Below are 13,389 nucleotides of genomic sequence, written 5' to 3' on the forward strand. Positions count from 1 at the left end.
CTGTCCCCATCAGGTTGTTCATGTGACCTCTCCCGAGAAAGTGAAATCGCTGCAGCCTGAAGCCGTGATTATCGCCTTGCTTTGAGTGAACGAAACTGTCAACTCGGCGAACTCGGCGTCGACGGTCCAGCTCAAAACAAGGCTTCCGGCGGCATCGATTGCCGCCTTGAACGATCCGTTGAAGGCCGGATGGGTGTTACGGAAGCGGATCAAGTCCGACAGTCGTTGAACTAAAGGGGTTTCAAGCGCGAGATCAATTTCGCGATCCTCGTAAAAATGCCGATTGATGTCACGTCCGACGCCCGTTTTTTTCAGCGATTCCATGACGTTGGTCCCGCCCAACAAACCGACATAGTAGATTTGCGGAATGCCGGGTGCGAAGAACTGGATTGCACGGGCGACGAGGTAGTCGTGGTCGCTGCGGCCCAGCGCGTCGTAATAGGTGCAATTGACCTGATAGAGATCGAGGTTCGAAGCTGCGGCGCCTGTTGCCAAACGGCTCTGCCCCTCCGAGCGCCTGTGGATCTCTTCGACCAGATGGTCGATCGCATGCGGCTCCAGAAGGCCGGGTCGCCCGTCGCCATGCGCGCCGACATCGATGACGCGGATCCCGTCATGGGTATCGAGGACGGTGATCGCGTTGCGCGGACTGATCTCAAGCCAACGTGCCAACGGTGTCGCGTCGCCCGTGAACAGCGAATGCAATATCAATGGCGGCAGCACAAAATCGTAGACTCGATCGACTTTCCTGGCGATTTCGATCTGGTCGCGATAGTAACTGTGAATTTCGACCAGCACCTCCCTTCGGCGGTCACGGGCCGTTCCCGCCAGTTCTCCCAGGAACGCGTAGGTTTCGTCGATCATGAAGCAACTGGTTCCAGCCTTCTTGAAGGCGTAGCCCGCAGCGTCGAGGCGGATTGCCGTCACCTTGGCTTCAGCAAAGCGTTCGAGGATGGTCTCGAGATATGAGGAACCATGGGCACTCTGGACGTCGATGTCGATCTGCTGCGGGGTGAATGTCGTCCAGAGCATCCGCTGGCTGCCATCGGCGAGCGCCACTTTAGAAAACGGCAGGCCGGGGCGCGGCCGATAGATATTCAGGAGGTCCTGCTCGCTGGTACCACGCGGAAAGACCTTGCCGAATGTCATGAACATGTCTGCAAATTCTGATTCAGGCCCTTTTGCGATGAAGTCCTGGAACCAGCTCGATTGCGCCGAGACATGGTTGACAATGAGATCGGCCATGATCTCCACGGAACCGGCTAGGCCGCGCACGTCATCCCAGTTGCCGAGGCGAGGATCGACAAACGTGTGATCGGTGGGATCGAACCCGGCATCAGCACCGTCGGTAGGATCGAAGAATGGCAAGGCATGGACACCGCCGAACAGGCCTTGCAGCTTCCCGTCGAGCAAAGCCCTCAACTCCGGTAAGCCGCCTCCGCTTAACCGGTCGACGTAGGTGATAAGGTATACTCTGTTCTTCATTTGGAACTCTTCGTCTGCGGCGCTCCACTGAGGAGGGTGTATGGGTCGTTGTGGTCCGTCAGTTAGTTGAATTGCCAGTGAGGAGACGGCTTTCTCCAAGCAGTCCCTGTTCGTCCATGATCGGATGCGCGACGGAAACGATATGGGCGTTGATACGTTTGAGATCACGCAGGATGTCGAGATGAAGGGAGCTCGTCTGCAGGCTGTCCGCCCGCCCGTCGCGCAATCGCTCAAGGTGTCGCTCCGAAGACCGTTTCTCCATGTGGCGCACCTCGATCTTTCGCTCCATAAGTTGTTTTGCGAGGTTGACGTCACGGGTGATGAGAATCGTCTGGGCGATCCTGAGATTGTCGATGGTCAGCTGGAAAAGCTGATGAAGCTCGGCAAACCCGTCCTCGGAGAATCTGAGGCCTTGCCCGATCTTCTTGGTGACTTCGGGCAGAAGACCCTTTTCAATGATGTCACCGATGTGCTCGAGGTTGATGGCGTAGTCGATGATGACGATGGAACGGCGACCTTCATCTTCAGACAGTCCGGCTCGCCCGAGTTTCGAGAGATAGACTTTGACCTCTTGCTGCAGCCGGTCGACCTGACGTTCGAGCGGCGAGATATCCCTGAGCCTGGCGGCATTGTTCCGTTCAAAGGCGTCCGACACTTTCAGGAGCATTCGTTCGATCAGATCTCCTACACCAAGCACCTCGCGTGAAGCGGTGGTGAGGGCCACGATCGGCGTCGAAAGTTCATCCGAATCCAGAAATTTGGGGGTGTTCTCCGTCTGGGCCTGCTCGGGGATCAGGATGGTCATCCAGCGCGCGAGGAGTTTGGAAAATGGCCAGGCCAGGAGCGCCAGAGCGATGTTGAAGGCCAGATGCGCATCGACTGGTAGCTTGGCGTAGGGGAGGGGCAACATCGAAAGCCAGTCGGCCAAAATGCTGGCCGCGGGCAGAGTGAGCACGCAGCCAATCGCCCGAACTATCAGATTGCCCAACGTAACTCGTCTGGAGGCTGCCGGCCCCGACAGAGCAGCAATCACCGGCGGGATAGCACCTCCCAGATTGGCCCCGAGAACCAGAGCGACAACAAGGCCACCAGACAGAAGGCCGGTCGTAGATAATGACAGGATGAGGACGACCGCGGCAAGGCTTGAAGATGACACAAATGCGATCATTGCGGCAAAGATCATCGCGACAGGCCACGCGTCGTCGAGCAGCCCGATGAAGGCTCCAAGCGCCTGAGAATGGCGTAAGGGTTCGGTCGCTGCGCTGAGAAGATGCAACGAGAGCAGCATCAGCGCGATACCTATCATTGCCGTGCCAGCGCCTTGGCGGGAGATCGAGCCACCTCGATAAAGAATGATGCCCACAACCAACAGGAACGGTGAAATCCACTCAATGCCGGTCGCAACGATCCAGGCTGTGATAGCCGTACCGACATTGGCTCCAAGCAGCACGACCTGCGCCATGCGTGGCTTTATCAATTCCCGCTCAACGAACGACGAAACCATAAGCGCGGTCGCTGTGGAACTCTGAAGCGCAACGGTCGCAACGAAACCCGTCAGGAACGATCGGACGCTGCTTTTCGTCCCGGTGGCAAGACCGGTTCTTAGCTTTGAACCAAGTGCGCGCGAGACACCATCCTTGACCTGAGCCAGACCGAACAGCAGCAATGCCACGGCCCCGAACAGGTTGATCATGACGATGGTCGATTCCAACCTATGCTCCTCACCAAGATCTTTGCGTAGCGGCTTCCACCGATGAGACACCCGCTGGATGCGGCGGCGTACGAAGTAGGCTATCTGCTATGTTGGATTTTGACCTGACGCGCGTGGTTGCTCTCCATAATGGGCTCGGTTTAGCCGTCTTTCGGCGAAGGAGCCGGTGGGCGAGCAGGGAGGATCGCTGCCCACCGGCATCCTGCCCGCGCCGCTCCGCGGGCAGGATTGAACTGATGTCGACTCGTTTTGCTGGCTTGCGAAAAAGAGGTGAGTTGGCTGCCAGGTTCTCAACGCCGCCCGACATCTCATTAAAGTCCGTCATATTTTTCTCTCGCCCAACTCTTGCCTGTCCCTGCCAGCCTGATTGATTTCGCTCACTATAACAATGGTTTCGGGGAGAATCATTTTCTGTTTTTTTCGAGAATTCGATTGATAACTGCTCTAACCATCTGCTGCATCGCAGCAACACTGTCATGAAACTTTCATTTGACGAAGAACGATTCCGCTCATAATGTGAGCGATATAGATCATTTTTCTACCAAAGGGAAGCGCTGGTGTTTAACTCGACTCAAGACCGTCAGGCAAAAATCGTCGAGCTGTTGCGTAGCGAGCAGTTTCTGCCTATCGGCAAGCTAACGGAGCACTTTCAGATTTCTGTGGCGACTGCCCGGCGAGATCTCAGCGAACTCCATGAGGCTGGACTTTTGCGCAGGACCCACGGCGGTGCTGTCAGTGTAACCCAAGTCGCTCAGGACAAGCCCAACGCCGCCCGTGCGGTCTGGAATCAGACTGAGAAAGCGGCCATTGCGGCCGTCGTCGCCGGAATGATTGTCGATGGCGACACGGTTCTCCTCGATGCCGGTACAACGGCACTGGAGGTCGCGAGGACGCTTGCCGGGCGCCGGAACCTCACCTTCATTTCGAACGGTCTCGACATCGTTGAGGAACTGACCCGGGGTGAAGGGCAGAGCATCTATTCGGTCGGAGGAGAATATACCGACACGAACCGCTCTTTTCGGGGCCCTCTGGCCGAACAGTTCATTCGGCAGTTCAATGTTGACAAACTCATTCTCAATGCCGCGTCAATCGATATTGACCGCGGATTGATATGCACCTCGTCGCCAGTGAATGCGAGTGTCGCCCGCGCCATGATCGAGGTTTCGAGCCGCGTGATCGTTGTTGCGGACCACTCGAAGTTCACCAAATCGAGCCTCTCGGTAACTGCCAGGATCGAGGATATCGGTGTCATTGTCACCGACGCCGGAACCCGAAGCATTATCGAGACAGTACCTGAAAAGCTGCGGAAGAAGTTCGTTATCGCGAATTAGGTTCGAAGCTCGCACGAAAATATCAGCCACATTCACACCGATCTGGGAGGACAACTAAATGCTTAAGACCAATCGCAGGCATTTTATGATGGGCACCGCTGCAATAGCGGTCGCTTCAACTGCAGGCGTCAGGTTCGCCTTCGCGCAGGAACGCCGGGAGCTTCGGCTCGGAGTAAACGGATTGCCGAACTCGCTGGAGCCGGTGAATGCGATTAGCAATGTCGGTCCCCGCATTGTCAATCAGATCTTCGACACGCTGATTGCGCGTGATTTCTTTGCCAAGGGAGCGCCCGGCAATGCTATCGAACTGGTGCCGGCGCTCGCCGAGAGCTGGGAACGGATTGATGACAAATCGGTGCGCTTCAAACTGCGCCAGAGGGTCAAGTTCCACGACGGCGTGGAGATGACGGCAGACGATGTCGCATACACATTCTCCTCGGAACGGCTATGGGGGCCGGAAGCGATCAAGACAATCCCGCTCGGCAAGTCCTACTCGCTCGCCTTCGACGAACCCGTCGTCGAGGACAAGTACACGATCGTGCTACGAACTAAGACCCCCAGCTATCTCATAGAAACTTATGCGGCATCCTGGATGAGCCGCATCGTTCCGAAGGAATATTATAAGAAACTTGGAGCGGTCGCCTTCGGCAACAAACCGCTCGGAACGGGTCCGTATAAGTTTGTTGAGTTCGTCGCCGGCGACCGTGTCGTGCTCGAAGCGAACGATGACTACTGGGGTGCAAAGCCGACAGCCTCGAAGATCACCTATCAGATCGTCCCCGAGCCCGCTACCCGCGTCGCAGGACTGATCAGCGGCGAATATGATATCATTACCACGCTCACGCCGGACGATATCCAGCTCGTAAACAGCTACCCCGACCTGGAAACACGTGGAACGCTGATCGAGAACTTCCACATGTTCACCTTCAACATGAACCAGGACGTTTTCAAGGATAAGAAGCTGCGTCGCGCTCTAGCCCTGGCGGTCGACAGGCCGGTGATGGTCGAAGCCCTTTGGAAGAAGCTGGCCGATATTCCCGCCGGCTTTAACTTCCCGAACTATGGCGAAACCTTCGATCGAAATCGGCGCGCCATGGAATACAACGTCGAGGAAGCCAAGCGCCTGGTGAAGGAAAGCGGTTACGACGGTACGCCAATCACCTACCACACGATGGGCAACTACTACGCCAACGCCATGCCCGCGTTGATGATGATGATCGAAATGTGGAAGCAGATCGGCGTCAATGTGGTCATGAAAACCTACGCCCCAGGCAGCTTTCCTCCCGACAACCAGACCTGGATGAGAAATTGGTCAAACGGGCAGTGGATGACGGATGCATACGCCACAATCGTTCCCGAGTTCGGACCCAGCGGTCAGGTTCAAAAACGTTGGGGTTGGAAGGCACCGGCCGAGTTCAATGAGCTATGCGAGAAGGTGACTATCCTGCCAAACGGTAAGGAACGCTTCGACGCCTACAATCGTATGCGGGACATCTTCGAAGAAGAGGCGCCAGCCGTCATTCTCTACCAGCCCTACGACGTCTACGCCGCGCGCAAGGATGTCCACTGGAAGCCCGTGAGCTTCGAAATGATGGAGTTCCGCAACAATCTCAGCTTCGGCTGAACGCGCTAGCGGGTTGGCGCGCGTTGCAGACGCGCGCCGCCTTCGGGAGGAGTTTGAGTTGTCAAGTCTACTAACAGTTCGCGATCTGGTCGTTCAGGTACCGGCGCGAGACATCACCATCATAAACCGTGTCAGTTTCTCGCTGGATGCGGGTCAGACGCTCGGACTCGTCGGCGAATCCGGCTGCGGGAAGAGCATGACCTGCTATGCCATAGCAAAGGCGTTACCACGGGGGATTGTTCAAACGAGTGGTTCCATCAATTTGGACGTCGATCAGCGAGCTGATGGTAAGCCGACTATCGCGATGATCTACCAAGATCCGACGAGTAGCCTCAATCCAGTGCATTCGATTGGCTACTATCTGGAATCCAGTCTCTATCGTCATCAAGGACTGAAGGGTAACGATGCGCGGCTGGAAGCCATGCGCCTTCTAGAGCGTGTCGGAATTGACCGCGCCAAAAGCCGCCTGCGGTCCTACCCGCACGAGTTCTCGGGCGGCATGAACCAGCGCGTAATGATCGCGCACGCACTCGCCGCCAAGCCAAAACTCATGATCGCCGATGAACCCACGACGGCACTCGACGTGACGACGCAGGCCCAGATACTCCATCTTCTGGAAGAGCTCAGATCAGAGACGGGCATGGCGCTTCTGATCGTGTCACACGATCTGGGCGTGATTGCTCGCCTGGCCGATCGTGCAGCGGTAATGTATTGCGGCAAGATCGTCGAGACAGCCCCGGTCGTTGAGTTGCTGGAGCGTGCCGCGCATCCTTATGCTCGCGCCCTGATCGGCTGCATGCCGACAATCGACCCGGACGATCTCGAACCGCCAATACCGATTCCAGGGTCCGTACCCCTTCTCGATAACCTTCCTGCCGGATGCTACTACCATCCGCGGTGTCCTCGCGCGAACGAGCAATGCATCGCCAGCTTTCCCGGTTCTATCAATGTCGGCCCGCTCCATGATGCCGCCTGTTATCATCCGGTGAGCCCATGAGTACGCCTCTTCTTCAAGCCCGAGACGTCACCAAGGTATTCCGATTGAAATCCGGACTGTTCACGAAACGGTCCGTGCACGTTGCGGTGAACTCCATCAATCTTGAACTCGCTCGACGCGAACGCATAGGTGTGGTGGGAGAATCCGGCAGCGGGAAATCGACACTCGGTCGACTTCTCCTTGGACTGGCTTCCGCAACCGAGGGCGAAGTCTTGTTCGACGGGATTGCGCACAAGGATCGCACATCGCGAGACTGGTCGGCGTTTCGCAAGGAAACATCCCTGGTACAGCAAAACCCGCTTTCCGCCCTTAATCCGCAAATGACAATCGGCGAGCAGGTGGCTGAAGCCGTATGGGTGCACCGCGTCGCAGACCGCACAGGAGCGCGGGATCGGGCTGCGGCCATGCTCGACCGTGTCGGTCTCTCAAGTGCAATGATGAACCGCTATCCGCACCAGATGTCGGGTGGCCAACGGCAGCGCGTCGTTATCGCACGCGCACTTATCCTCGATCCAAAGCTGGTCGTGTTCGATGAGGCGGTATCGGCTCTCGACGTCTCGGTACAAGCTCAGGTCGTTGCGCTCCTGCGGTCTCTCTGGACGGAGCTGGATCTCGCTTATGTCTTCATCACGCACGATCTGCGCATCGTTCGTCATCTCGTCGATCGCATCGCCGTCATGTATCTCGGCCGTGTCGTGGAAACCGGTGATATAAAATCTGTCTATGAGTGGCCGCGACATCCCTATACGCGAGCGCTGCTTGCCTCTGTCCCGACGATGGACCCGACTGTCCGAAATATAGAACCGCCCATCAAGGGGGAACTTGACGTCGGGAAGGTTATGAATGGCTGTGCCTTTCGGTCTCGCTGCCCGTTCGCGATCGATAGATGCGTGACCGAAACCCCAGCGCTGCGGCCAATCGCGGGACAAATGGCAGCGTGTCACAGGGGGGAGGAATTCGCCCGATCGATAGATTCACCGGTCGGTCTGGCGCAGCACGCGGAGGTGGCGCAATGATGAACTTCATACTTGGGCGCCTGGTCCGGGCAATGGCTGTGCTCATCCTGACCGTGACGTTCGTCTTTATTATTCTCAGGTTGGGCGGCGATCCAGCCCGTTCGATGTTGGGCGAGAACGCGACACCAGAAGCGTTAACGGCATTCCGGACGGCATGGGGCTTGGACAGGTCGATCCCCGAGCAGTTCCTGATCTATGTCGCCCATGCGCTCAGGGGTGATTTTGGGGTGTCGGCGGCAGATGGTCGCGAAGTATTCGCCGTCATTGCGGAGCGCGTCCCGAAAACGCTGACGCTGACGATATCAGCATTCATATTGAGTCTGCTTGTCGGTATTCCGGCAGGAATCGTCGCGGCGATGCGTCGTGATAGTGCAGCCGACACGTCTGTTATGGCAGGGGCCGTCCTCGGATACAGTGTGCCCAACTTCCTCCTCGGACTCACGCTCATTTTTGTGTTCGCTGTCTGGCTACGTGTGCTGCCGAGCTCCGGCAGTTCCACCTGGCAACACGCAATCCTGCCCGTGGCAACATTTGGCCTCGTAAATGCCGCCGCGATCGCACGCTTCGCGCGCTCCGCGCTCATCGAAGTTTTGGAACAGCCGTATATCGCCGCGGCTCGTGCGGATGGCATCCCAAAGTGGGAGGTGGTTATTCGCCACGCACTACCCAACGCCGCAATCCCGATGGTGACCATGTTGGGTTTTGTGGCGGCCGGTTTGCTGGGCGGGTCGGCGATTGTGGAGACCGTGTTTGCCTGGCCAGGACTGGGCAGCGGGTTTGTGCGGGCCATAACCTTAAGCGACCTCAATGTGGTTCAGGCGATGATCCTTCTCTTCACGGCCTTCATGGTCACGGTCAATCTGATCGTTGATGTTCTCTACGCCGTGCTGAACCCTAAAATCAGGCTTCAAAAAAATGACCACTAACACGCTCGCTTCGCCGAAAAGGCAATTTCTGAAATCTGCCAGCCGGATTCCGGTCAGTATCTGGCTGTGCCTGATCTGGATAGCTGTCGTCTTCTTGGTGGGTGTGACGGCACAGTGGATCAGCCCTTTTGATTATCTTCAGCAGTCACCTCTTGCCCGCTTTGCGCCGCCCGGTGCGCCGGGACATCTGCTGGGGACCGATTATCTTGGTCGCGATGTCCTCAGCAATATCTTGGTTGCAACCCAGACGTCTTTGATGATTGCACTTCTCGGCTCTTTGATCTGCGCGTTTATTGGTACAAGCCTCGGATTCGTGACTGCCCACTTCGGCGGCTGGGTCGACAACGCGATCATGGGATTTGCGGATGCGAAAGCGTCGGTGCCCTTCATCATTTTCGCCCTCGGCGTGCTGGCCTTTCTCGGGTCTAGTCCGCTCATACTTCTGATGCTCGTGGGCGTCGCGTCATTTGAGCGCTATGCACGCCTCACGCGTGGCCTTGTTCTGAGCGCCAACCAGGAGGGATATGCTGAAGCTGCCCGGATTGTCGGCGTTCCATCCCTGCGAATTTATCTGCGACATGTTCTCCCAAACATTGCGGGACCACTTATCGTTCAGATCACTTTGAACTTCCCCGAAATCATCATCTTGGAAAGCGGGCTGAGCTTTCTAGGGCTTGGAATTCAACCTCCAGAGACAAGCCTCGGGCTTATGGTTGCTGACGGGAGAAGCTACATCGCAATTGCATGGTGGCTCATCGCCTTGCCCGGCGTCGTTATTGTGCTCACCACCTTGTCCATAAGCCTGCTCGGCGACTATTTGCGCGATCGTTTCGACGCGCGGCTGCGTTAAATGAAAGGAACTAAAATGAATCCACTCAGAATGACACCTGAGACGATACGTCTTGGCGGTCACAGAGGCCATAGTGCCGGTGCTCCCGAAAACACCCTCGCAGCGTTCAGGAAGGCATTCGAATTCGGTGGCCAACACGTCACTTGTGAAACCGATCTAGGAATTACCCGCGACGGCGAACTTGTCCTGATTCACGACGAGACGGTCGACCGCACCACCAACGGCCACGGTCTGGTGCAGAACATGACGTATTCCGAACTGTGCAAGCTCGACGCCGGCAGCTGGTTTGGCGAGCAATTCAGCGGTGAACGTGTGCCGTTGCTGAAGGAGGCGCTGCAGCTCGCCCGTGAACTCGGTATCATCTACCAGCTGGAGCTCAAGATCTACGACGCGAACGATGTGTTCTTCCCGAAGCTGAGGGCACTGATCGACGAGCTGGGCTGTGCAGACCTTCTGCAGTTTTCCTCTTTCGACTACGTGCAACTGAAGGCTGTTAAGCAGGCAATCCCAGACGTGCCGACCGTCGGTCTCATGCATTCGCGTCTGATCGACCCTGCAGCTCTTGCGCGCCAGGCCAATCTCGACGCCATGAACATCGAAATCTACCACTTCGCCAGTGGAGAGGCTCGCCAGCTTCACGAAGAGGGCTTCGCCGCATTCTGCTACCTACCGGCGGACTACCACGAGAAACTGCTGAAATATGGCGTCGATATTGAAGCTCAGGTCGTTCAATGGGTTCGTGGAGGTCAGTTGGATCAGCTCCTGGGCGATGACGTCGCGCAAGTGGCAAAGATCAGGGACAGAGCCCATGGTTGAGATGGCTCCTACGACTCTTTCCGCGCGTCCGTTTGAGGCGATTGTTGAAGACATCGCTAGGGAAGCTGGCAAACTGGCCTTGAGCCATTTTGAATCCCTGGCAGACCTTCCCGTCGAAAAGAAGGGCCATCTGGACCTCGTGACCCAGGCGGACAAGCAGGTTGAGGAATTCCTGATTGCCAGACTGCAAGGAGCCTTCCCGGATGACGGGATTTTTGGTGAGGAAGGCGGCGAAATCACAGGAACGTCGGGCCGCATCTGGGTTATTGATCCAATCGACGGAACGTTCAACTTCGTGCGTGGGGGGCAAAACTGGGCGGTTTCGATCGGTCTTTACGAGAATCGGCGGCCCGCGTTCGGTGCCATTTTCGCTCCAGTCCGGGACCTGATGCTTGTTGGAGGCAAATCGGTCGAACCGCTCCTTAATGGTAAACCGATCAAGCCGCTGCCGGCCCTCGACATGTCGCGAGCATCAACCGGATTTAGCTTCCATCCTTCGGTACCAACAGCCGACCGGCTGGAAGTAATCCGCTTTATTTCGGACGAGCTGCAGATCAGCTTCCGGTTCTGCGGATCCGCCACCCTCTCGCTCATCGAGGTTATGATGGGGGAGACGGATGGCTACGTGTCAGTGGGAGATTCAACGTGGGACGTCATGGCGGCTCTGCCTATCCTGGCAGGTCTTGGTGCTTCTCACACAATTGACTGGGATCGGATCGAACTGTCTCAAAAGCTCCGCTTCGTATGTGGCAGCAAAGAATTCCTGACCAGAGCCAGACCATTGCTGCAGAACCTTTCAGCCGCCGCTTAACCGCATAGTGGGCTGAACGACCAATGCACAAATCTGCGCGCTTTTCAGCCACTACAATAAACCCAAAGGCGACGCGGACTTTCGCGGCGCCGCATCAACCCGTATCCGACGTCGTGGTTCTTTCGCGCCGTGTGTTTTTGGAACACCAATTTGCAAGCCTTTGATCTACCGCCCGGCCCAATACTTTACCTAAAGGGTTTCCGTGACACCCGTGTGAAAGCCAAGGGGTCTGATGTCGAGTAAAGCTCCTAAGCCCGGACCTTTCGCACCCCTCCCGTTCGTTACGGATCTCGCGAAGGATGAGGTTAAAACCCAATGCGCTGCGATCTGCTACAGGCGGATTTGCAAAGGTAGCGACGAGATCGAAGTCCTCTTGATCACGAGCCGCGACAGCGGGCGTTGGGTAATCCCTAAGGGTTGGCCGATGCGAAAAAAGAAACTGCATCAGGTTGCCCGGCAAGAAGCCTGGGAAGAAGCTGGCGTGCGTGGCCATATACAGAAGACGCCGTTCGGGCACTTCAGCTACCTGAAGAAGGTTTCGAAAGATGAAATCTTCCCGTGCCTGGTTCAAGTCCATCTCCTGTCTGTATCCGAACTTGAGGAAGGCTTTCCCGAGAAAGGCCAGCGTCAACTCAAGTGGTTCTCACCGGCCGAGGCAGCGCTAGCTGTAGATGAGACTGGGTTACGACGACTTTTCAACAACCTGCAATACCACACCGAACCTGAACCAACGTCGTCCTGAGCAACGTTGGGTTGGGAACGGCTGCCGTGCGTGACGAACTAAAGAGGGCAATATGGATATCAACCTGCTTAAGAAAACGCCTGATCTAAGAGGTGTCGCGGACATACGACTTACGACGCTGGATGATGGCCCCGGCCGCGGCCAACGCATTCTGATTGCCCGCAACGCGACTGGGGTGGCGTTCGAAGTGGCGGTCGATCGTGGTTTCGACATTGCCAGCCTTTCTTTCAAAGGCATCAATATCGGGTGGCACTCGCCCACGCAAATGCGATTTCCCACAGTCGATCCCGGCTCGGAGGAGGGATGGGGCTTCATGCGCAACTTCGATGGCTTCATGGTGACCTGCGGCCTTGATCACATCAGTCGACCGCGCGAGATAGACATTTCCCACTACAATCATCCGCACCTGAAATCGAAGAAAGTGCCGCACCACGGCCGGATTTCGACTGAGAAGGCGAGACTGATGAGATATGGTGTAGACCCTGAATCCGGAGACGTGTTTTGCGAGGGTTTGGTTAGACAGGCTTGCGTCTTTGGTGAAACGATCGAGTTGCGCCGACGCTTAACCCTGCCCATCTTTGGGTCAGTGCTGGATATCAACGATACGGTCACGAACCGAGGTTTTGTTCCCACGTATCACGCAATCATTTACCACCTGAACTACGGGTACCCCTTCCTGGATGAGGATCTGGAGATAACCGGGCTGCCCGAACATCTCTTGGCAAAAATGCTGTTAGACCCACCCGCTCCGAATGATAAATACGGTGAAAAAGTCGATGTAGTGGATAGCAACCAGGTTCTCGAAACCGATCCGATCTTGCTAGCTAATCCTGCCCTCGGCATCTCCGTTGGCCTGACATACAGCCACGCCCATCTGCCTAAACTAGCAGTCTGGCGTGCATACCAGTCGGGGTTATTCGCACTCGGCATAGAGCCTCGAACAGACTGGGCCGAAAACCATCCACTGGTTCAATTCGGGGAAAGCATCAGTCACTCCTTGCGAATTGAGCTAAACGATCTGAGACTTAAATAGAAGTTGAAGCGCTTTTTGCTGGGACGTTTTCTTGCAGCAGCGGGACT

General features: G+C 56.5%; 12 protein-coding genes. 10 read left to right on the forward strand and 2 right to left on the reverse strand.

The features are described from left to right. Nucleotides 1–18: 18 nt before the first annotated feature. Nucleotides 19–1,485 (reverse strand): sucrose phosphorylase, encoded by a 1,467-nt coding sequence (gene gtfA, locus CFBP5499_RS29470; protein WP_080830676.1) that lies wholly within the window; start codon nucleotides 1,483–1,485, stop codon nucleotides 19–21. A gap of 58 nt (nucleotides 1,486–1,543) precedes the next feature. Beyond that, on the reverse strand, nucleotides 1,544–3,196 hold the full coding sequence (locus tag CFBP5499_RS29475) for a Na/Pi cotransporter family protein (protein WP_080830675.1): 1,653 nt from the start codon (nucleotides 3,194–3,196) through the stop codon (nucleotides 1,544–1,546). Nucleotides 3,197–3,750: 554 nt separating this feature from the next. Between CFBP5499_RS29475 and CFBP5499_RS29485 the strand changes: the two genes are divergently transcribed. The 10 genes from CFBP5499_RS29485 (at nucleotide 3,751) to CFBP5499_RS29530 (ending at nucleotide 13,342) form a co-directional block, all read left to right on the forward strand. After that, nucleotides 3,751–4,527 (forward strand): DeoR/GlpR family DNA-binding transcription regulator, encoded by a 777-nt coding sequence (locus tag CFBP5499_RS29485; protein ID WP_068950882.1) that lies wholly within the window; start codon nucleotides 3,751–3,753, stop codon nucleotides 4,525–4,527. 58 nt (nucleotides 4,528–4,585) lie between these two features. Beyond that, on the forward strand, nucleotides 4,586–6,151 hold the full coding sequence (locus CFBP5499_RS29490; RefSeq protein WP_137066588.1) for an ABC transporter substrate-binding protein: 1,566 nt from the start codon (nucleotides 4,586–4,588) through the stop codon (nucleotides 6,149–6,151). A gap of 58 nt (nucleotides 6,152–6,209) precedes the next feature. Beyond that, nucleotides 6,210–7,148 carry an ABC transporter ATP-binding protein gene (locus CFBP5499_RS29495; protein ID WP_172690363.1) on the forward strand — a complete coding sequence of 313 codons (939 nt, stop codon included), beginning with the start codon at nucleotides 6,210–6,212 and terminating at the stop codon, nucleotides 7,146–7,148. Further along, nucleotides 7,145–8,164: an ABC transporter ATP-binding protein gene (locus CFBP5499_RS29500; RefSeq protein ID WP_080830673.1), complete on the forward strand. Its 1,020-nt coding sequence runs from the start codon at nucleotides 7,145–7,147 to the stop codon at nucleotides 8,162–8,164. The genes CFBP5499_RS29495 and CFBP5499_RS29500 overlap by 4 nt, the downstream gene beginning before the upstream one ends. Beyond that, nucleotides 8,161–9,090, forward strand: a complete 930-nt coding sequence (locus tag CFBP5499_RS29505; RefSeq protein ID WP_080830672.1) for an ABC transporter permease — start codon at nucleotides 8,161–8,163, stop codon at nucleotides 9,088–9,090. Before CFBP5499_RS29500 ends, CFBP5499_RS29505 begins: the two co-directional genes overlap by 4 nt. Next, the gene (locus tag CFBP5499_RS29510; RefSeq protein WP_080830671.1) at nucleotides 9,080–9,940 is read left to right on the forward strand and encodes an ABC transporter permease; all 861 of its coding nucleotides are present in this window, start codon (nucleotides 9,080–9,082) and stop codon (nucleotides 9,938–9,940) included. Before CFBP5499_RS29505 ends, CFBP5499_RS29510 begins: the two co-directional genes overlap by 11 nt. A 15-nt stretch (nucleotides 9,941–9,955) precedes the next feature. Next, a complete protein-coding gene (locus CFBP5499_RS29515) occupies nucleotides 9,956–10,756 on the forward strand; it encodes a glycerophosphodiester phosphodiesterase (protein WP_080830670.1) in 801 nt (266 codons plus the stop codon). Beyond that, nucleotides 10,749–11,567, forward strand: a complete 819-nt coding sequence (locus CFBP5499_RS29520) for an inositol monophosphatase family protein (protein ID WP_172690342.1) — start codon at nucleotides 10,749–10,751, stop codon at nucleotides 11,565–11,567. The genes CFBP5499_RS29515 and CFBP5499_RS29520 overlap by 8 nt, the downstream gene beginning before the upstream one ends. A gap of 232 nt (nucleotides 11,568–11,799) precedes the next feature. After that, on the forward strand, nucleotides 11,800–12,309 hold the full coding sequence (locus CFBP5499_RS29525) for an NUDIX hydrolase (RefSeq protein WP_080830669.1): 510 nt from the start codon (nucleotides 11,800–11,802) through the stop codon (nucleotides 12,307–12,309). Nucleotides 12,310–12,361: 52 nt separating this feature from the next. Further along, nucleotides 12,362–13,342, forward strand: a complete 981-nt coding sequence (locus CFBP5499_RS29530) for a DUF4432 family protein (RefSeq protein ID WP_080830668.1) — start codon at nucleotides 12,362–12,364, stop codon at nucleotides 13,340–13,342. Nucleotides 13,343–13,389 lie beyond the last annotated feature (47 nt).

Origin of the sequence: Agrobacterium tumefaciens, assembly GCF_005221325.1 — a bacterium.
Taxonomy (GTDB): Bacteria; Pseudomonadota; Alphaproteobacteria; order Rhizobiales; family Rhizobiaceae; genus Agrobacterium.